Origin of the sequence: Lentilactobacillus diolivorans DSM 14421 (genome assembly GCF_001434255.1) — a bacterium.
In the GTDB taxonomy this organism is placed as follows: Bacteria; Bacillota; Bacilli; order Lactobacillales; family Lactobacillaceae; genus Lentilactobacillus; species Lentilactobacillus diolivorans.
In genome coordinates, this window is record NZ_AZEY01000041.1 from 50,450 (window position 1) to 68,475 (window position 18,026).

An 18,026-nucleotide genomic window follows, 5' to 3' on the forward strand; every position below is an offset into this window, starting at 1 on the left:
AAAACCTGACGCCGATAATAAAGAAAAACAACATGGGGTGATTGTGATGACGGCGTGGCAGCAGAACCGAATTAGCGCGGCTTTAAATGGCACTAATCCAATGGTAATGGCAGAAATGCCCGGTGGTTTTGCGGTGTTCGGTGATACGCAATTCTTACCCGGGTACTCAGTATTATTACCCAAACGAGTGGTTGGATCGCTTAATGACTTATCAGTTCCCGAGCGAGTTCGCTTTCTGAAAGATATGAGTATTTTAGGCGATGCGGTATTGCAAGTCACCGGTGCGCTTAGGGTAAACTATGATATTTTAGGCAATCGTGATCAGTTTCTGCACGCTCACGTATTTCCCCGATATCGATCAGAACCTAAAGAACGGTTGGAAAAGCCGGTTTGGCTGTATCCTGAGGATCACTGGTTTGACGCGCAGTATCAATATGATCCGCAGAAACAGGGTCGATTACGATCGGAAATGACAGCATACTTACGGAATTATCTTGGAGGAACTAATGACAATAAAAACGAAATTTAAGATTCAATGAAAATGGTAAGGTTTATCGGTACAAGGAGGTCTTTAATTGCATAAGCAATGGTCATTAAAAATAGTTTATCTGAATTACGCGATTTTCTGGGTGATTTGGCTGATCGCCCAAGGTTATTTAACATTGTTTCAAAGACAGATGACGGCTGGGATGACTAATGATCTGATTAATGTCGCCGTTAAGGTGTTGATTTGGGTACCGCTGGGATTATTTTGGCTGAATAAAACTCAGGGACAGCTTTGGTTATCTAAGAAGAAATTATATAATCGTCATTTTCCAGTTCAGTTTTGGTGGACTTTAGCCATATTTATTGTGTATTTGGGATTTTCAATGTGGTTTCGGCACCATTCGTTTTATATCACGGCCATGCCCTTCACCAAGGAGGGCGGTAATTTCTTTAGTGTGACCCTGGCAGCCGGGCTGATTGAAGAATTTGTTTTTCGGGGGTTCTTTTGCAACTACTTGCTGGCGAAGTTTGACATGACCAGCGCAATCATTATTCAGGCATTGTTGTTTCAAGCCATTCATTTTCCAATTTACTTTGCGGAAGGATTATCACTGATGGGATGGGGGGTTAATGTTGCCACTGTGTTGCCGTTAGGTTTAATTTTTGGATGGATTTTCTATCAGTCCAAGAATTTGTGGCCGAGCACGATTCTACATTGCATATGGGATACATCGGTTTTCTTGTTTATTTAGTGAAAATTATGAATTTCTGAATTGGATAGCGGCTGAGGCAAGTTAATCTTGTCTTGGTTTTTTTGTCAGCTCAATGATGATTGAACGAAAATGCAAGAAGAAAAGTAACTTCAGACATATCACCGAATTACCAAAATAGTCAGGATTAGAATCCTTAGCTAAGCAGATCAGGTTCTGGAAGGTGAAGATCCGTTCGTTTCGCGGGTCCTTTTTATTTAAATTTACGAATTGTGATTGACATTTTCGACACAATCCTTTATCTTTAAAAAGGCTTTTGGTTAACTGCTCATATAACTAACTGAATAAGCTTAACGATATTTTTTTGGAGGGGGATCTAATGTTAGTGGAAACTATCAGGGGAAAGGGACTGACTAATTTTGATATTAAGCTTCTGGGAATTACCTTAATGGTTATTGACCACATTCACGAAATGTTTGCGTTGGCGGGGGCACCTAACTGGCTTGACTGGTTCGGCCGACCTGTTGCGACAATTTTTATGTTTTTAACTGTGGAAGGTTTTACCCATACGCAGAATCTGAGGCGGTATTTGGCTCGGTTACTGATCGGCTTTTGGGTCATGGAAATTGGTAACTTGATTGTTCAGCATTTCTTTAGCCTTGGCCGGTTTGAATTGATTAATAATATTTTCTGTGATCTCTTTTTAGGTGTTTTGACCATGTTTGCTATCCAACTCATTGTTGCAGGAAAACGACACCACCAGATTTCAAAGATTTTTATCGGGGTTTCTATAATCGTGGTCCCGTTTATTCTTAGCGGATTGTTTGTTGTTTTAATGCAAAGCGGACTGGGGCGAGAGTGGTCATTCTTGATGTTGGTGGTGCCAACACCGTTGTTTGCGGAAAATTCAATCTTTCTTTACCTTGGGCCCGTGATGTATCTTTGCCGCAAGCACCGAAGTTGGCAGATGGTTAGTATTGCCGTTGCTGCCTTATTAAGCACTGGTTTTAATTTCAGTTCGTTATTGGTCAATAACACCCAATGGCTGATGATATTAGCGATTATTCCACTGGCATTTTATAATGGTCAATTAGGGAAAAGCATGAAAGGATTCTTCTACGGGTTTTATCCCGTTCACATTTGGAGCCTATACATCTTAGCGTCATTATTGGGCGTCAGAGGCTAAATCACGCGATTTTTAATAAAATTTAGTGGAAATTGGTGTAAAATAGGTTGCACGAGCCATCTTGGCTTAACCTGACCCTTTTCTGGTAACAATAATTATTTGGAGGCATTTATGGCGACCGAACTTGGTACAATTCTTAAACACACGCGTCAATCACAGCGTTTAACTCAAAAACAATTAGCAGATGGTATCTGCTCGCAATCAATGCTTTCAGCTATCGAGCAAAATCAATATACACCCAATGCCCAACTGTTAATTGCCCTTTGTCAGCGACTCAATATTAGTTTGGACGAAATTAGTCTTTCAAATAATTTTGAAATCAGTGGGACGGCTGAATTCAATCAGAAGTTGGATAAATTGTGCAACGCCCACCAATACCAACAGTTATATGATTTCTTACAGGAACCGGCTGTTTTGGATCGGATTGAAAACGACGCGCAGATGCAGGCCTACTATTACTATTTGGCCGTTGCGGAATGGCACATCGATAGCAAGCCGATTCGAGCCGGTAAGGATTTCCAGATGTCATTGGCGAATGCGAATCACAACCACCTTTCAACGTTGACTCGGCTGGGGATGGTTTCGTCAGGGCTAATAAAAGCCCAGGCGGACCAGCGTCAGGCGGCTGCTAAATGGTTGGAGCAGGCAACCGATGAATTAGATATTGCGAAATACGAAGAAAATCTCAATGTTATTTTTTACTTGGCCGGGATGATTGAATTTGAGTTAAACCAATGGTCGGCAGCGACAAAATGGGTGCTCGATGGGATTGATTTTGCCACGGAGCATGATTCGCATTATATGCTGGCTAATTTTTATCATTTGCTGGCAAGAGTTGCCGAGATTGAAGAACAATTGGACTTGCGGGATGAAGCTCGGCAGCGTGAAAAAGTGTTCGCAGAATTATTTAAAGAAGAACCTTATGATCAATTTTAAAATATCAGGATTCTGATTTTTTAAATCACCCAAAGATTGATAAAGTGAAGCCATCAAATAAGAGGAGGCTTTACTTTATGGAAAAATTATTGACGAACATTGTTACGATCAACGCAACTGCAGATCAGGCACGGAAAATCTTGGCTAATCCCGTTCACTTATTGAAATGGGTTCCGGAAATCGAGACGGTCAACCAAGATGAGCACTCATTTACCGTTACCCGGTCGCAGGGAGCGTTGAATCATTTTGAAGTGATCACAGTTGAGGCAGGTGATTCACGGATCATTTACCATAGTCGCCAAGGCCGGTTGGCATATGATTTGGCGTTCACGTTAACCGGGGCAGATCATCATTTGCAGATTCAGGAAGCCCTGTTTTCTGATACCGCTAAGATCGGGTTACCGGTTAAATTAATAGCGCCAATTGCCAAACATGCCTTGGCGATTAATTTGATGAACTTGGGTCGATTGATTGAAGGGATGACTCAAGTATCATCATAAAATAATTAATGTGATTGATATTGAAATAAAAATAGCAGCCCGCTTAGCTTTATTATAGATACGATTAAGGCGTTATGATAGATTGATTTGAATTCATAAAAAGCGACATCATATCAAGACAATTACGACAAGCGCAAACCGGAATTAGCAACGGTTTGCGTTTTTTGTGTCTTCATTTTGGAATCAGTATATCGGTTTTATTCAAGTTTAAAATTATTCTCTTGCAATAAATAATTATCGTGATACGATAATTTTAAAGAGGTGAGGCACAATGACAACTCAAAATAAATCAAAAAAGATCTTGAGTATTCTGGAAAAAATCAGTTTTTTGGTATTTGCGGTTCATGCCTTGGTATGGGTGGGATTAATAGCCGCGTTTATCGGCGGTTGGTTAAATCCAATCATTAGCCAAGTTTCGGCACTGAAGTTTTTAGTTGGGATGACAAGTCGAGCGAATCAGTACGTGGGTGTTGGCGTCAATCCCATTTGGCTGTCAGTGAGTGCCACCGGTTTAACGATGATGATGTTTACATTACGTGTTCTCATTATTTACCTGGTTTACCGGCTTTTAAAGCAGATCACAGTGAACAATATCTTTAATGAGACCAATTTACGATTTGTTCGATGGATCAATTATTCATTTATGGGTTTTATTGGATTAGATATGATTTCTGCAATTATTTTTAAATTGGTTCATAACCCAAGTGGCGCGCTTTCGAATGGTCACGGATTGAGTTTTGAAGTATTGGCATGGTTTACTATCTATGTCATTTACATTGTGTTTGAGTACGGGTTGCAAATTCAAAAAGATAATGACTCGATCATTTAGAAAGGGGGATGCGCGATGATTCGGATTAATCTCGATCGTCAATTAGTTGAAAAAAAGATCACATCCAAGTCGTTATCCTCTCAAATTGGGATCACGCAAGCCAACTTATCAATTCTAAAGACCGGCAAGGCTAAGGGTATTCGATTTGAAACCTTGGATAAGATCTGTCAGGTGTTGGAATGCCAGCCCGGCGATATTTTAGAATATGTCGATGATTTGGATGATGAGCGATAAAAGTTGTTTGGGAACCTTAAGAAGATTTGGCAACAATTATTAAGAAGGCGAATCTCATGAAAACAAAAGTGATTAAGGCGTTAGTGGCTGTTTTCCTATTAACAATGCTTGGTGGTTGCCGTTCGTCTCAATCTTCAGTAACTACCAAACAGCCGCGCAACTGGTGCGATGTTTATAATCGTTCGGGAAAAAGGATTGCTACGTTTACCAGTCAAAAAGCAATCAATTACTTTTCTGATTTTCCTAAAAAAGCAGCCGGCAATGTGAAGAAGGCCAGCTTGCCGGTAAATTCACAAATCAACTATCGGTATGTGATTCATCAAAGAATTAAAAACGAAAAGGCAACTTGGCGTATCTATACCAATAAGTACGCGGTCCTTAATTTTCATCCCCACCATGGCATGTCCAGCCAGACCACGTTTAGGACGATATGGCGGTTAAACAATCAAACGTATGCCGAAGTTAGCCATCCGCAAAACTTTAAATCATAATTTGAGAAGGGATAAAATGTTAGATCAGAAGGTTTCCAAGTCGTTTTTGCATTTGCTGTATGTGCTTTGTCTAGTTGTTTTAGCCGGGTATGTCATTGCTCTGATTACGCTGGCAATCATCTTTGGGATTGGTTTGCTGGTCAACCTATTTGAAGGGAAGTCGTTTAATGATTTATTAAATATGGTTACTTCCTATTCGAGTATCAATCTTAAAAATAATCTATTTATTTCGCTGTTTACAACGATATTGACCGTTGGGCTTCTCATTCTGCACATGTCAGCGATTTACTGGATTAGTCAATTGCTCAAAGGGCTTTCAGAAAATCAGATTTTTAACGACAGAAGTCTCAATGTGATTCGGTGGATCAATTATTCAGTGGCGGGAATTGTCACCATTGATGGTGTGTCAGCCTTGCTTGATAATATGGGGTTCACCAGCGGATCACTTTCTGATGGTCACTCATTGGGCTTTGAAATTTTGGCATGGTTCACCATTTACGTGATTCAAGTTGTGTTTGAACGTGGTATTCAAATTAAACGGGAGAATGATTCGATTGTTTGAGAAGAAAAACATCGGGAATGCAGTCTAAAAATTTATCCAGTCAGGAGTGACCGATTATGAAAACCAAGTGTGCGTTATTGTTTGTAGTTACCAGCACGTTAGTTACCATGTTCGCCATTGCCAATATGAGTTATGCAAGAGCCAAGGCATCGATTGGCCGGGCGTATCAAGGGATGACCAGCGCGAAGATGATTAAACCAGCGAATGCTACGACTAATTCTGACATTGTTCTGAGGCTAGTCTTGTAAGTGGATTTGAGAATCTCTAGTCTAAAAATTATTGATTTTGCAGCCCTATTTAAAGCATATAAATAACTAAAAAATCTCTCACTTCAGACCTCAATATTGTTAGTTGACGGTTAGTGAGAGATTTTTTGACCAATATTTAGTTTTAAAATGACGTAATTATCTATGATGATCCCCCCTTTAAGCCAATTGCGTGAAAAAACAAGCAAACTGCTCCACGCCGTCAGCCAAATGGCAATGACTGATAACAATGATGTCACGATCGTTAATAACGAGATGTCAACCATGAACGTTGGCATGAATGGCACAAAGATAAATCCAAGCGCTGGAATAATGTGCCAAATTGCTGTTCACTTTGAAGTGTGATAACACCCAACGTCATTGTCGCAGGTAAAAAATTAGTTCGGTCAGCAAGATCAGCACGAAAATAAATGTTAAATATTATTTACATAATGTTAAATATCGGTTACACTATCATTGAGGTTAAAATATTTTAACATTTTGTGCAATGTGGTTAACAACGGAGGCATTTAATGTGATTGTAAATCGGTTAAAAGTATATCGAGCAGCGAATGGCTGGACACAACAGGATCTCGCCGATCGACTGGGCGTCACACGACAGACAATTGCTGCGGTCGAAAATGGTAAATATTCGCTTTCTTTAAAAATGGCGTTTGATATTGCTAAGGCGTTTGGTGTTCAGCTTCAGGATGTTTTTCAGGATGCGGATGAAAAAGATAAGTAAGGGGTGTTAACAATGATGATTTGGTGGATTATTTGGAGTTTGGCGATCGTTGTGATGCTGGTGTATATCGGGATTGTTTCAAGGAAGAATAAATTGTATAAAAATGATGAGCGTGGACACGCAATTATGGCTAAGGCTAGTACCTGGCTTCCAAGAGCAGCATTTTCATATTTTGCCCTTTCAACGCTTATCACGGCTTTCATCGCCATAGCGGGACCTGTGGCGAGAACAGTTCAGTGCTTCATGGCCGGAATGGTGATTGTGATGTGCTTGACTCATTTAGTAGGAATCTTTTACTTTGAAAAGAAAATGTCCTGATTTGGGGTATATTTTGGATATGATGTACTAAAACGGGTTTAAATGAATTGATTTCTTTGCAAGGAAATGGGATGACAATGAATGATCAGAAGTCGACGATTTAAAAATACCGATGCAGATGAAGTCGCAAGTCTGGTAGCGACTACAATGTTAACAACCAATATTAAGGACTATTCCAGAACGTATTTAGAAAACGATCTAAAAAGTTTAACTGCTGATGATTTTATCGAAAAAGCCCGATTCTTTCATTGCTACGTTTTTATAGATGAGAAAGCCAATCGGATTGTTGCAGTTGGCTCGATTGGGCCTTATTGGGGACGAAAAGATGAGAGTAGTTTATTTAACATTTTCGTTCTGCCTAATTATCAAGGACGAGGAATCGGTAGAAAGTTGATTGAAGTTTTGGAACAGGATGTCTATTTCAAGCGAGCCAGGCGAATTGAAATTCCTGCATCAATCACTGGGCTGAAATTTTATCAAAAGATGGGGTATGTATTTAAAAATAACGTCAGAAGAGTTGATAGTGAGGGCCTTTATCACTTGGAAAAGTTAAATTCTGAGACTGCCTAGCCACTAACAACATTGAGGTGATCGATAATAGCTGTGGCGAGCCAGATTAATCATTTAGCAAATATAGCGTTTTCGTATAGTGGCATAACTAAAATTTAATTTTATATTGATCCTGAAATGTTCAGGTGGTATACTTCATCTAAATTTACTTCTCGATGATCGAGGAATGTTAGTTTGAATAATGGTTCTAGAGTCAATATGAGGAGTGAATTTTTTTATTTGAGATAATGTTAGTTGATAATTCAGGACGGACTAAGAAAGGGAAGCGATCACATGTTAAAAGAGCTTCATGATTATGTTAAGAAGAACTATGAACAAGGGAATTATAAAGATGCGGAAGCTCAATATAAAAATTGGGACAACCGCAACTACTATGATAAGAAGACTCAAACTCAATCAAAGCAAAGTGATTATCAAAAGGGCTATGAGCAGGCAACTCAAGATTTCAAAAATAATCGCGCATTTCATCGCTACCCGAAAGAAGCCGTTAAGATTGGCAATGAAATAACTAATAATAAGTTATCGGAAGTATCAAATTTTATTGCTGGTTATGAAAAGGCTAAAGCGGATTTGGTGAACAAATAGTGAGTAATTAAAAAGGAAAATTTCTTAACAATTAGTTGGAAATTTTCCTTTTTTATATTTCACTTGGTGTTTCTTAACCGAAATAACGGTTAATGTAAAATAACTGTAAATGGCATTGAACAAATAGTTCATTTGTCCTAAGCTACAATCATAGATAAGCCAGGTAAACGTGAATAAAGGATTGCTAATTTAATAACGTTGGCTAGTCAGATTGGAGCGATATATTGCAGCTTAGTAAAAGTTTAAGTCAAAAAGTAATCTTTAATAGTGCTTGGATTATTGGTTGGTTTTTCTTGTGGTGTCTGACGCCGGGAATTGCTAACCACAATCTGGGACAACTAGTGACGCATTCAGATTCCTGGGCGCTGGTAATTAGCAGTCTGGCAGTTTTGATTATTGTCGGTGGTTGTTTAATCATGAACTTATTTAATTCGCGATCTTTTTTTCGGGATCAAATCGATGGCTTGCGATTTCATTAATTGTTATTTCTGCGATTTCGTTGCCCTTTCATTATCATATGTCTGGATCACTTGGCGTTTATTTTGTTTGGATGGCAGCTTCGGTAATTTGGCAAAACTTCATTACATTTGGCATCCTGTATCAGAAACTGATGACTACTTTTTCTGAAAATGTCACAATGGTTTTGGTCATGCTGATTTTTTTGATTGGCCATATGATTTTATTACCGGATAAATTTGGACTTGAGCATTTTGGCGGTTTGTTGTTTATTTTAATTACAACGATCATTCTGATAGTGATTCGACGTTTTACGCATAATTTGAATTTGGAAACGGCTTTGCATTTGGCGTTCTATTATTTTCTTAGTTGAGTGCGCTGCTTGTGTTTAAAGAGTTCCCAAATTTGTTAGTCCAGTTCTCAGTAACATTCAAATGACACCGTCACTGTTTGAACCTGTTCCATTTTCAGTTAAAATGGAGTTGGAAAAGATTTTAGTTAAAACCAGCACTATTATCCATCATAGTGTCATAGACGGAGGGTCTAAAGAATGATTTCAAGAACATTGATGTTGTCAGTTCTGGCAACTTTAGGAATCGGGATTACTAGTGCGACTGTTTTAACAGAACCGGCGCAAGCAGCTAAAAAGTATCGGGTTATCAAGGCCGTTACAAAATCTAATTTGCCATATCACGCTAAAACAAAGCGGTCTGCTTATATCTACGACGTTTATCACATGCATAAAGTCCATAATTTGAAAAATTACCCTAAAACTACTTGGCGCGTTTCTCAGAGTTTGCTGATGCAGCCATCTAAAAAGGGGAAAAAGGCCGTTTATTACTTTGTGACGAGTGCAAACGGAAAAGTAAGTGGGATTGTGTGGCGCGGCTATTTAAAGGCTGGCGTTAATCCGGATGCTGACAACTAGTGACCAATATTGAATGAACTTAAAAAGACGCTGAGATTCTCAATTTTTGAGATTTCAGCGCCTCTTTTATTAATAAAAGCCAAAACGATCTTGCGTTAAAAAACGCGATTTAAGCATACGGCTATTGGTGTAAAAATTACTTTCGTCGATTAATCAGCGCGAAAATGAAGTTGACTATTACCAGAGCAGCGATTGAAAGGGTGACTAGGATATACGCGAACTGAGTGTTGCCACTGAAAAAAAGAATTCCAGAAGCTAAGATCCCAATTAGGCAAATAATGCCAATGATGAGTTGACTTTTCGACATTTTAAAGCCTTCCCTCGAATGATTAATTCTGATAATCGATGCCGAATTTGCTCTAAGAATAGACGGAAGATGAATCAAAGTAAAGAATATGACTTATTAAATGAATTTAGCTGTTTATTGGTTAAACGACGGTTATTAATATCTCAAAATCGAACAAGCGTTCAAAAATAACCAACAGGCTGTAATCGCTGATATAGCAACGATTGCAGCCTGTTGGTTAACACGAAAATATGATATACTTTTAAAGCTAAGCGAGTTTAAAGTTTTATGGGAAGTGACCCGTCAACCCTGAAAGGGGGCATGCGTATGTGGGTAATAGGAAGTTCACTATACTTACATGAAAGGTGTTGCGGTGTTGAGTACCAAAGATGTGCTCGACTTAATCCTCAAAACGATCATTGCAACGTGTACGCTACTAAGCGTCATCGTCGCGATTATCGCGTTGATCGATTAGTCGACCTCCAAGGTACAAAAAAAGCCCCATCGAAACTTTTGCACAGCGGACTTGGGACGATTTTTGTATAACGTTTCATGACTCCGAGCTACCGTCTGTAAAGCGGTTAAACTCACTTAGCGAATTGGGACTGTCTTTACAGAGACAGTCCTTTTTCTATGTTTAATTATACCACGACTTAATATAATTGCAGGTTGGAGATTGGCTGATTGTAGTGAACAGATTGTACTTGGTAATTAACAATTGAATGGTTACTACAATGTATCCTGTTCAATCTGGATGCTGTGATCGTCTTATTTTAATCAATTAGTTGACCTTCAAAGTACAAAAAAAGCCCCATCGAAACTTTGGCAAGCGAACCTGGGACGATTTTTGTATAGCGTTTCACGTTTCTGAGCCACCGTCTGTAAAGCGGTTAAACTCACTTAGCGAATTGGGACTGTCTTTACAGAGACAGTCCTTTTTCTATGCTTAATTATACCACGACTTAATATAATTGCAGGTTAAAGATCGGCTGATTGTAGCGGACAGATTGTACTTGGTAATTAACATTTGAACAGTTATTCAATGACTATCGTGCTTAATATGGGTGCTGCGATCTAACGACGTTGGCCTTAATTGAAACGACATAAATTATTCACAGATTGCAATTAAACCAGATTACCTGTATCCTAAATATAACAAACAACGAAAGAAGGAATAGCGTCTTATGTGCGGTTACGAAAAGATGAACATAAAAACAGATTATATGCGTTCGAGTTTATCTTTTCATGCCATTGTTTTTATTTTGGCTATTAACGGGATCAGTCTGTCCAAAAATAGTTGATAGTTTTAAACAATGGCCACCGGGATGCTAAAACCTTTAAGTAAAGCTATGGTGCGTGATGCCATAGCTTTTTGTGTTCTCCGGTAGCTTTTAAGGAGAAAAAAATGTTAATTCAAGCTAATAAAATGACGAAGCAATATGATGACGAACCTATTTTGACCAATATTTCTTTACAACTGGCTGATAACGATCGCGTTGCTTTAGTTGGAGCCAACGGAACCGGAAAATCCACTTTGATGAATATGCTATTTGGCAGCGATAAGCCGGATAGTGGCGTCGTGAGCCGATCCAAGGATATGAAGATTGCGCACCTCAACCAACAACTCATTGAGTCGGCTAATTCGGTCGCAACTTTTTTGAGCACCAGCAAACCCGACTTGAACCGATTACAAATTGCTATGCGACAGTGTGAGGATCAGATGAGTCAGTCACCAGCTAACTTGGAAAACGTGTTAGCCCGGTACGCTGATTTACAACAGGCATTTGAAGAGCAGGACGGCTATGCCTTTGCCGACCGAATCGATACGGTGATGAAGGGCCTTGATATTTGGGCGTTTCGAAATGAGTCGGTCAACAATTTGTCGGGCGGTGAGCGGATGCGGGTGGCACTTGCAAAGTTGTTGTTATCAGATGCCGACTTTTACTTGCTGGATGAACCCACTAATCATTTGGATACTGAAGGAATTGAGTGGTTGGAGCAATTTCTAATAAAGGGTAAGGTCGGTTATTTAGTCATTTCCCATGATCGATTATTTCTTGATCGAATTGCGAATCAGACTTGGGAAATTGAAGATGGTGAATTGATTACCTACCCGGGAAACTATTCCCGTTACGCGAAACTTAAAGCAGAACGGCTGGCTAAAATCCAGAAGGATCATGACCTTCAAGCTAAGACAATCCATAAATTGCAATTACAGATTCGTCAGTATCGCCAATGGGGAAATGAGAGCCAAAACGAAAAGTTTTTTCGGAAAGCGAAGGAATTAGAAAAACGGTTAGCGAAAATCCAGGTGATTCAAGTTCCTCAATCGCCTAGTCATCGCCTGCAAGATGTAAAGGTTGCGGGTCGTTCGGGTAATGAAGTAATTACTGTTAAAGATTTGAGTGAACAATTTGATCAACGGGTTTTGTTCCAACACGTTGATTTTCGAATTCATCGGGGTGAGCGGATTGCGATTACCGGTGCTAATGGAACTGGAAAGAGCACGCTGATCAAACTTATTTTGGGAAAGTTAACCCCGACTAGTGGTCGCGTATCGTTAGGGGCAAGTTTACAAGTTGGTTATTTATCCCAGAATCCCCAATTGGGTAAACCTAAAGACCGATTACTAACTTTTGTTAAAAGATTCATGCCTAATGAGCAGGTTGCCCGGCGAGAAATGGCTCAGTTTGGCTTTTTCAGTGACGATGCTGCCCGGCGATTGCAAGATCTTTCCGGCGGTGAACGGGTTCGCATCGCATTAATGCAACTCTTTCAGAAAAAGATTAACTTGCTGGTTTTGGATGAGCCGACCAACCATTTGGATATTGCTGCGCGAGAAGAAATTGAAACTTTATTGGCAGGATATACAGGTACACTGCTGGTGGTTTCTCATGACCGCTATTTCTTGCGTAAATTGTGTGATCGAGAACTTCATATTGAGGATCAGCGGATTACGAGCATGGAAATAAAAAGTTCGCATTAATAAAATTTTGGTGTCTTAACGGGAGAATTTGTCTTCGTTGAGACACTTTTTATTTACTTTTAAAAAAGAAAAGTCAGTTAAAATGTCAAGAAGTATTGACATTGAAAAATAATCAGCGTACGATCTGAGTCATAAAGGGTGTCCAAAGGTCTTGACATTTTGATACATTCACAAAAAGAGAATCGGGGAATGTCCGTTGATTATTTTAACTATTTTGATTATCTGTTTTGTTTTAGTCATTGAATGTGCACTTTTGATGCGCGGCAAAAGGAAAGATGAGATGAGCAGGTACTTTCTCTCTCATGCATTAGTGGAGGTTGGTTTTGTTACGATTATCGTTAGTTTATTCTCAGTCGTATTTGACATCGTTGGATTATTGATGCGACCCAAGGGAGTGACGATTGAGAATGCTCAGGTTGCAAGTCTGCTGGTTAATATTAAATATTTGGTAATCAGCATTGGAACGTATCTGATCTTCTACATTAGGTATCAGTATATGGTCCGTCATTCGGATAAAGAGGGTGACTAAATTAATTAGTACGTTAATGATCGTTCAAATTTTATGTATCATTTCTGGGGTAATCGCTTTCTTCACGGCAATTTATTATTTATATGAACGTGTAATCGCAGGAAGAAAAGCTGGTGTAATGGCAAGAGTAGTGATTGTGTCATTTATAGCGTATATCATATTTTATTTAGTCTGGATGGTTATGCAATGAAAAATCGAATTCGAGTTTTGCGAAAAGAGAAAAAAATGACCCAAGCGCAACTGGCTAAATTATGTCATGTTAGTCGGCAGACCATTAACATGATTGAAAATGATCATTACGATCCGACACTTAAGCTGGCCTTGGAACTTTCTGAACAATTAAATGTTACGGTTAACGATTTATTTCAAAAGGATTAGAGGCGATCCACCGTGTTGAAAATTCAGGATTTAAACTTAAAGATTGGTCAAAAACAAATTTTACGAAATATGACAGTTAGTTTTGAATCAGGAGATGTTTATGGCATTGTTGGACCTAACGGTGTGGGGAAAACAACTTTATTTAAATCAATTCTTGGCATTACACGTTACCAAGGAAAGATTAATATTGATGGGAAGCCGATAAATGATGCTCAAGTTGGCAAGTTGATTGAATACCCTAATTTTTATCAAGCTCTAACAGTCAAACAAAATCTACAATTATCAGCTAAGTATATCGGTGCTGATGAAGCAAAAGTTATCCAAGCCTTAAAAGAGGTTAACTTAATTCATGCGGTTGATATGAAATTTCGCGATTTATCGTTGGGAATGAAGCAGCGGCTGGGGATTGCTCGGGCGCTGATGGGCAATGACCAGATTTTGTTACTTGATGAGCCGCAAAATGGATTGGATCCTCTGGGAATCAAGGCAGTCCGGGAGTTGCTCAATACCCCGGCGATTAGAAAGGACAAAGTGACGCTGCTGGCGAGCCATAACTTGAATGAGATTAGCCGAATTGTCGATAAGATTGTCTTTGTGAACCATGGTGAAATCATTGGTCAAATTGATAATCAAACAGACTCGATATATTATGTCTACTCACATACCGGCAAAATTACGGTGCCGGTCAACCAACAATGGCAAATCAGTCGAATTAAGAGTAGCAATTATATTTTAACCACCTTAAATGAAGACCAGTTGACTGACTTAATCCAACAGTTTGATTGGCAGTTTATTGGCGACATAACCAGTTTGGAAAATTTGTTTGATTTCGTAATTACCGGGGAGGTTGATGGCAATGTTAACGCTGATGAATAGTGAGCTTATCAAGATGAAACACAGTTTGAGTACGGTTTTACTGCTTTTATTGGCGCTTATTCCGATCGTTATTAATATGTCACGGCCGCTCATGGTTAAACAAAATTATTCATTATTTGACCTTTATTTTCCTATGTATAATCAATACAGCTTATTTTTTCCACTTGTGGTTATTTTGCTAACCACCTCGATCTTTTATCTTGAATATAGTAATGGGACTTATGTTGACTGGATTACTTATGGGTATGCCAAATGGAAACTAATTGTGGCCAAGTTGTCGGTTGCGGCTTTACTTTTACTTGGGATGTGTTTAGTGAATTATATTGTTATGACCGTTGGGCTGTTTGTGATCATTCATGGAACCTATTTTGAATTCTTTCGAGTTTCAGTTTCATTTGTTCTGTATTCTTTGTTGGTAATACTAATCAATCTGCCTCTTGGTGCTATTTTGATTAACGTTTTTAGAAATGCGATTGTAACAGCGGTAATTGGGATCGTGTGCATGGTTATCAACGCAATATTAATGGCAGCCCCATTTGGCTATTATATTCCAACAGTTTTTGCGTACCGATTGGGATTACTCCCCTTGAGTAAATCATACTTCTTTGCGAATCCTAATTTAACGCTCACGGTTGGAATGAGTGTTACGGTGATTGTTATGGTAATTCTCGGCTCGGCCGCCGTTTGGCAGTTTAGTCGGCGAAGGAAAATTGAAAATTGAAAATTAGAAATTAGTTGTTAGCAATCGGAAAAGCGATCAGCATCGATATCAGTTGGATAAGATGTTGACCGCTTTTAGTCGTTAAATGTTTCAGATTAGACAATCATTTCCCCTAGCTGAGTACAAATGCCTACCGAAATAAGCAAATCCTCGACATGATATGTAAGTAAAATTGAGAAATAAGGTTTCGCAGTGGTTTCAGCTCCTGACGGTTAAATTTCCTTTTTTGAGAATAAATATAAGCCTAGTAATAGGAATATCAAAATGTAAAGAAGATTACCAATTAAAAGTTGCGTGTTTGTCAGCCTTGTTAATTGCGACAGCGAATCCGGAGCCGCTAACTGAGTGGGATAGTTCATAAAGTTAATTGGATTCCATTTCAATGGTTCCCACTTTTGAATGGTTTGAAACATGATCCGACCAATGATACTCAAGGCAAAATAACCGGTTATACCGACAATGACTGCTGTGACACCACTTTTCAAAGCGGCGGCAAGTAAAAAGACAACACTTAGTAACAGCCACAGTGTGACAAAGTTCGCGAAGAGGGTAGAAACCCAGTATTGCCAAAGTTGTTGCGAGCCGTCCTTTAGTTGGTCGGTTAGTGAGTAAGTTGTTCGGAAAAATAGAAATTTGTTCAGTAACGTTACCACGGACGCGATCGTATATAACAAGAAGGAATAGGTGAGAACAGCCAACCATTTGCTAATCAAAATGAATTGTCTGGAATATCCTTGATAAATAATATTGTTAATTGTGTGGTAACCAAATTCAGAAGCAACGTTGGTAGCAGTGACGCCAATCATAACCAGCGTAATCAGGTAAGTGGTGGCATAATTTGAGACAAACAGTTCTTTAGGAATAAAAAACTTTGAATATAATTTACTCGTTATTGCGAAGCCAACGTTTTGGAAAATCAATGCGATGATGCAAATGAATGTACTGGTTCGTTTAAACAATTTGAATATTTCTTGTCGATATAAGTGACCCATTATCATCACCCCAAGTTTGTGGCTGAACTGTCAAAACTTACATCAAGAAAAGTCTTTGTGGTGTTTGATTGCTAAGTAAATCCCGGCTGCTGAAAATGCCATAAAGTACTTGAACATAAAGAAGACGTGCCACATATATGTTTTAGGTAGAAGAATATCGAGTAGGATGATTATTACAAGCATAATATACGAGGCTCTTAAAGAAATGACGGTCGTACGTTCATCAGACCAACCCATTCTGATTACTTCAACAGCACAGAAGATAAAGCTAGCCACTAATAGAACAAATAAAATACCGATCAATTTATTATAATTACCAACTGACTGTTCTGCCCATGAATGAAATGGTTGAAAAAATCTCTCTGAGGTGAGTAAAGGTAAATTAATTATCATGCTGATCATTTCCCTTCAAATAAGTAAAAATATCTGTAACTTCAACATTGAAAAAATCTGCGATCCGAAATGCCAATAACATAGAAGGAACATAATTTCCCTTCTCCATGACAAAGATTGTTTGCTTGGAGACGCCAACTGCATTTGCTAATTCTTTTTGAGACAGTTTAGCAAGAACTCGATATTCATATACTTTATTAGCTATTGAATCACCAAAATTTTTCTTCATATTCATCACCCTTGCTCAGAATAATAAACTATTTCTATACAAAAGTAAAGTAAACTTATATAAAATAACAGAATTGTTTGACAGGAAACTAAAACTGCATGATGGGATTAATCGATTTGTTGCGCAGTATCTGGAAACTGCCTTTTGAATTAATAAAAGTTTTTTGTGCGAAATTAAAACAATAAAAACCGCTAACCATGTCAGGTTAGCGGTTTTCGTTTCACATTAAAGGAAATCTTCAGGAAGTCGCTGCTTTTCTGATTCTCCAAACCAAATACTTAATTTTAGTTTTACCAAGATAACCAAGTGCAATCAGGCCACAAATAAAACAAGATGTTTGAAAACCCGGGCCCATTGAAAATAGGTTGATCACGCTACTGCCAATTCCCAACACGCCAAATAAGAAAAGGCCGGCAGTGTAAATGGGTAAACCGATTCTCGAAATCAACCAGTTCCGATTTACTAATAATAATGGAAGATAGAGTAAAGCGGGTATTAACACAAGAATGTCAATCCAACCTCGAGCAGCAGGCGGCGCATCCACAGTGAATCTTTCGATTATTAAGATCATAAACAAAATCCCCAAGATATGTTTTTGGCTTTTATTAATATTTCCCTTTGAATGGCTTCGAGTGAATAACAATTGATCGACTGGAACTTGATAGAAATTAGCAATTCTAACCAAGGTATCAATTCTTATTGACACAACAACTTACAAGGTGTTTACTGAAGGTGCTTAACTAATAATTTACAGTGGTCTGGGGTGCTGATTCAATTCAGCTGAGAAATACCCATGGAACCTGACTCAGTTAGTACTGACGTAGGAAGACCGTTTAGTCAACTTGTATTGTTTTC

Annotated in this window: 26 protein-coding genes and 1 riboswitch; of the genes, 22 read left to right on the forward strand and 4 right to left on the reverse strand. The window is 38.7% G+C overall.

Annotation, left to right across the window (positions count from 1 at the left end; translation table 11 throughout):
- The first annotated feature begins 46 nt into the window (after positions 1 to 46).
- The 17 genes from FC85_RS04655 to FC85_RS04740 all read left to right on the forward strand — a co-directional run bounded on the left by FC85_RS04655 (position 47) and on the right by FC85_RS04740 (position 9,781).
- On the forward strand, positions 47 to 529 hold the full coding sequence (locus FC85_RS04655) for an HIT family protein (RefSeq protein WP_057864385.1): 483 nt from the start codon (positions 47 to 49) through the stop codon (positions 527 to 529).
- Positions 530 to 575: 46 nt separating this feature from the next.
- Positions 576 to 1,238, forward strand: a complete 663-nt coding sequence (locus tag FC85_RS04660) for a CPBP family intramembrane glutamic endopeptidase (RefSeq protein WP_057864386.1) — start codon at positions 576 to 578, stop codon at positions 1,236 to 1,238.
- A 337-nt stretch (positions 1,239 to 1,575) separates the two neighbouring features.
- On the forward strand, positions 1,576 to 2,382 hold the full coding sequence (locus FC85_RS04665) for a TraX family protein (RefSeq protein ID WP_057864387.1): 807 nt from the start codon (positions 1,576 to 1,578) through the stop codon (positions 2,380 to 2,382).
- A 111-nt stretch (positions 2,383 to 2,493) separates the two neighbouring features.
- The gene (locus tag FC85_RS04670; protein ID WP_057864388.1) at positions 2,494 to 3,318 is read left to right on the forward strand and encodes a helix-turn-helix domain-containing protein; all 825 of its coding nucleotides are present in this window, start codon (positions 2,494 to 2,496) and stop codon (positions 3,316 to 3,318) included.
- A 77-nt stretch (positions 3,319 to 3,395) separates the two neighbouring features.
- Complete coding sequence (locus FC85_RS04675; protein ID WP_057864389.1) at positions 3,396 to 3,818, forward strand: hypothetical protein; 423 nt, start codon at positions 3,396 to 3,398, stop codon at positions 3,816 to 3,818.
- A 271-nt stretch (positions 3,819 to 4,089) separates the two neighbouring features.
- On the forward strand, positions 4,090 to 4,647 hold the full coding sequence (locus tag FC85_RS04680) for a DUF2975 domain-containing protein (RefSeq protein ID WP_057864390.1): 558 nt from the start codon (positions 4,090 to 4,092) through the stop codon (positions 4,645 to 4,647).
- Positions 4,648 to 4,662: 15 nt separating this feature from the next.
- Positions 4,663 to 4,881 (forward strand): helix-turn-helix domain-containing protein, encoded by a 219-nt coding sequence (locus tag FC85_RS04685; protein ID WP_057864391.1) that lies wholly within the window; start codon positions 4,663 to 4,665, stop codon positions 4,879 to 4,881.
- Between the two features lie 56 nt (positions 4,882 to 4,937).
- Complete coding sequence (locus tag FC85_RS04690) at positions 4,938 to 5,372, forward strand: hypothetical protein (protein WP_057864392.1); 435 nt, start codon at positions 4,938 to 4,940, stop codon at positions 5,370 to 5,372.
- Between the two features lie 16 nt (positions 5,373 to 5,388).
- Entirely contained in the window at positions 5,389 to 5,934 is a 546-nt protein-coding gene (locus FC85_RS04695) for a DUF2975 domain-containing protein (protein WP_057864393.1), read from the forward strand.
- Between the two features lie 56 nt (positions 5,935 to 5,990).
- Complete coding sequence (locus FC85_RS04700; RefSeq protein WP_057864394.1) at positions 5,991 to 6,182, forward strand: hypothetical protein; 192 nt, start codon at positions 5,991 to 5,993, stop codon at positions 6,180 to 6,182.
- 532 nt (positions 6,183 to 6,714) lie between these two features.
- The gene (locus FC85_RS04710; protein ID WP_202812981.1) at positions 6,715 to 6,924 is read left to right on the forward strand and encodes a helix-turn-helix transcriptional regulator; all 210 of its coding nucleotides are present in this window, start codon (positions 6,715 to 6,717) and stop codon (positions 6,922 to 6,924) included.
- A gap of 12 nt (positions 6,925 to 6,936) precedes the next feature.
- Complete coding sequence (locus tag FC85_RS04715) at positions 6,937 to 7,242, forward strand: DUF2178 domain-containing protein (protein WP_057864397.1); 306 nt, start codon at positions 6,937 to 6,939, stop codon at positions 7,240 to 7,242.
- Positions 7,243 to 7,323: 81 nt separating this feature from the next.
- A complete protein-coding gene (locus FC85_RS04720; protein ID WP_057864398.1) occupies positions 7,324 to 7,812 on the forward strand; it encodes a GNAT family N-acetyltransferase in 489 nt (162 codons plus the stop codon).
- Between the two features lie 273 nt (positions 7,813 to 8,085).
- Positions 8,086 to 8,397, forward strand: a complete 312-nt coding sequence (locus FC85_RS04725) for a hypothetical protein (protein WP_057864399.1) — start codon at positions 8,086 to 8,088, stop codon at positions 8,395 to 8,397.
- 224 nt (positions 8,398 to 8,621) lie between these two features.
- On the forward strand, positions 8,622 to 8,876 hold the full coding sequence (locus tag FC85_RS04730) for a hypothetical protein (RefSeq protein ID WP_057864400.1): 255 nt from the start codon (positions 8,622 to 8,624) through the stop codon (positions 8,874 to 8,876).
- A 71-nt stretch (positions 8,877 to 8,947) separates the two neighbouring features.
- A complete protein-coding gene (locus FC85_RS04735) occupies positions 8,948 to 9,226 on the forward strand; it encodes a hypothetical protein (protein WP_057864401.1) in 279 nt (92 codons plus the stop codon).
- Positions 9,227 to 9,403: 177 nt separating this feature from the next.
- Complete coding sequence (locus tag FC85_RS04740; protein WP_057864402.1) at positions 9,404 to 9,781, forward strand: hypothetical protein; 378 nt, start codon at positions 9,404 to 9,406, stop codon at positions 9,779 to 9,781.
- Positions 9,782 to 9,917: 136 nt separating this feature from the next.
- Here FC85_RS04740 and FC85_RS15675 read toward each other — a convergent pair whose 3' ends face one another.
- Positions 9,918 to 10,088, reverse strand: coding sequence for a hypothetical protein (locus FC85_RS15675; protein ID WP_157051270.1), 171 nt, complete (start codon positions 10,086 to 10,088; stop codon positions 9,918 to 9,920).
- 1,384 nt (positions 10,089 to 11,472) lie between these two features.
- Here FC85_RS15675 and abc-f point away from each other — a divergent pair.
- The 5 genes from abc-f (at position 11,473) to FC85_RS04765 (ending at position 15,557) form a co-directional block, all read left to right on the forward strand.
- A complete protein-coding gene (gene abc-f, locus FC85_RS04745; protein ID WP_057864403.1) occupies positions 11,473 to 13,053 on the forward strand; it encodes a ribosomal protection-like ABC-F family protein in 1,581 nt (526 codons plus the stop codon).
- A gap of 280 nt (positions 13,054 to 13,333) precedes the next feature.
- Positions 13,334 to 13,582: a hypothetical protein gene (locus FC85_RS04750; protein ID WP_225427561.1), complete on the forward strand. Its 249-nt coding sequence runs from the start codon at positions 13,334 to 13,336 to the stop codon at positions 13,580 to 13,582.
- Between the two features lie 186 nt (positions 13,583 to 13,768).
- The gene (locus FC85_RS04755) at positions 13,769 to 13,960 is read left to right on the forward strand and encodes a helix-turn-helix transcriptional regulator (protein WP_057864404.1); all 192 of its coding nucleotides are present in this window, start codon (positions 13,769 to 13,771) and stop codon (positions 13,958 to 13,960) included.
- A gap of 12 nt (positions 13,961 to 13,972) precedes the next feature.
- Positions 13,973 to 14,836, forward strand: a complete 864-nt coding sequence (locus tag FC85_RS04760; RefSeq protein ID WP_057864405.1) for an ABC transporter ATP-binding protein — start codon at positions 13,973 to 13,975, stop codon at positions 14,834 to 14,836.
- Entirely contained in the window at positions 14,817 to 15,557 is a 741-nt protein-coding gene (locus FC85_RS04765; protein WP_083484968.1) for an ABC transporter permease, read from the forward strand. Before FC85_RS04760 ends, FC85_RS04765 begins: the two co-directional genes overlap by 20 nt.
- A gap of 212 nt (positions 15,558 to 15,769) precedes the next feature.
- Here FC85_RS04765 and FC85_RS04770 read toward each other — a convergent pair whose 3' ends face one another.
- From FC85_RS04770 to FC85_RS04785, 3 genes are all read right to left on the reverse strand, one after another.
- Positions 15,770 to 16,549, reverse strand: a complete 780-nt coding sequence (locus FC85_RS04770) for an ABC transporter permease subunit (RefSeq protein WP_057864406.1) — start codon at positions 16,547 to 16,549, stop codon at positions 15,770 to 15,772.
- A 382-nt stretch (positions 16,550 to 16,931) separates the two neighbouring features.
- A complete protein-coding gene (locus FC85_RS04780; RefSeq protein WP_057864408.1) occupies positions 16,932 to 17,171 on the reverse strand; it encodes a helix-turn-helix transcriptional regulator in 240 nt (79 codons plus the stop codon).
- A 238-nt stretch (positions 17,172 to 17,409) separates the two neighbouring features.
- Entirely contained in the window at positions 17,410 to 17,742 is a 333-nt protein-coding gene (locus FC85_RS04785) for a hypothetical protein (RefSeq protein ID WP_157051271.1), read from the reverse strand.
- 178 nt (positions 17,743 to 17,920) lie between these two features.
- Positions 17,921 to 18,015, forward strand: a riboswitch (TPP riboswitch).
- Positions 18,016 to 18,026 lie beyond the last annotated feature (11 nt).

What these genes read in the sequence shown, in the direction of transcription:
- FC85_RS04755 (WP_057864404.1), top strand. Translation starts at nt 13,769, where the DNA reads ATGAAAAATCGAATTCGAGTTTTGCGAAAAGAGAAAAAAATGACCCAA.
- FC85_RS04665 (WP_057864387.1), top strand. Translation starts at nt 1,576, where the DNA reads ATGTTAGTGGAAACTATCAGGGGAAAGGGACTGACTAATTTTGATATT.
- FC85_RS04750 (WP_225427561.1), top strand. Translation starts at nt 13,334, where the DNA reads ATGAGCAGGTACTTTCTCTCTCATGCATTAGTGGAGGTTGGTTTTGTT.
- FC85_RS04765 (WP_083484968.1), top strand. Translation starts at nt 14,817, where the DNA reads ATGTTAACGCTGATGAATAGTGAGCTTATCAAGATGAAACACAGTTTG.
- abc-f (WP_057864403.1), top strand. Translation starts at nt 11,473, where the DNA reads ATGTTAATTCAAGCTAATAAAATGACGAAGCAATATGATGACGAACCT.
- FC85_RS04685 (WP_057864391.1), top strand. Translation starts at nt 4,663, where the DNA reads ATGATTCGGATTAATCTCGATCGTCAATTAGTTGAAAAAAAGATCACA.
- FC85_RS04700 (WP_057864394.1), top strand. Translation starts at nt 5,991, where the DNA reads ATGAAAACCAAGTGTGCGTTATTGTTTGTAGTTACCAGCACGTTAGTT.
- FC85_RS04740 (WP_057864402.1), top strand. Translation starts at nt 9,404, where the DNA reads ATGATTTCAAGAACATTGATGTTGTCAGTTCTGGCAACTTTAGGAATC.
- FC85_RS15675 (WP_157051270.1), bottom strand. Translation starts at nt 10,088, where the DNA reads ATGTCGAAAAGTCAACTCATCATTGGCATTATTTGCCTAATTGGGATC.
- FC85_RS04675 (WP_057864389.1), top strand. Translation starts at nt 3,396, where the DNA reads ATGGAAAAATTATTGACGAACATTGTTACGATCAACGCAACTGCAGAT.
- FC85_RS04735 (WP_057864401.1), top strand. Translation starts at nt 8,948, where the DNA reads ATGGCAGCTTCGGTAATTTGGCAAAACTTCATTACATTTGGCATCCTG.
- FC85_RS04785 (WP_157051271.1), bottom strand. Translation starts at nt 17,742, where the DNA reads ATGATCTTAATAATCGAAAGATTCACTGTGGATGCGCCGCCTGCTGCT.
- FC85_RS04670 (WP_057864388.1), top strand. Translation starts at nt 2,494, where the DNA reads ATGGCGACCGAACTTGGTACAATTCTTAAACACACGCGTCAATCACAG.
- FC85_RS04770 (WP_057864406.1), bottom strand. Translation starts at nt 16,549, where the DNA reads ATGGGTCACTTATATCGACAAGAAATATTCAAATTGTTTAAACGAACC.
- FC85_RS04720 (WP_057864398.1), top strand. Translation starts at nt 7,324, where the DNA reads ATGATCAGAAGTCGACGATTTAAAAATACCGATGCAGATGAAGTCGCA.
- FC85_RS04715 (WP_057864397.1), top strand. Translation starts at nt 6,937, where the DNA reads ATGATGATTTGGTGGATTATTTGGAGTTTGGCGATCGTTGTGATGCTG.
- FC85_RS04780 (WP_057864408.1), bottom strand. Translation starts at nt 17,171, where the DNA reads ATGAAGAAAAATTTTGGTGATTCAATAGCTAATAAAGTATATGAATAT.
- FC85_RS04695 (WP_057864393.1), top strand. Translation starts at nt 5,389, where the DNA reads ATGTTAGATCAGAAGGTTTCCAAGTCGTTTTTGCATTTGCTGTATGTG.
- FC85_RS04680 (WP_057864390.1), top strand. Translation starts at nt 4,090, where the DNA reads ATGACAACTCAAAATAAATCAAAAAAGATCTTGAGTATTCTGGAAAAA.
- FC85_RS04655 (WP_057864385.1), top strand. Translation starts at nt 47, where the DNA reads ATGACGGCGTGGCAGCAGAACCGAATTAGCGCGGCTTTAAATGGCACT.
- FC85_RS04725 (WP_057864399.1), top strand. Translation starts at nt 8,086, where the DNA reads ATGTTAAAAGAGCTTCATGATTATGTTAAGAAGAACTATGAACAAGGG.
- FC85_RS04690 (WP_057864392.1), top strand. Translation starts at nt 4,938, where the DNA reads ATGAAAACAAAAGTGATTAAGGCGTTAGTGGCTGTTTTCCTATTAACA.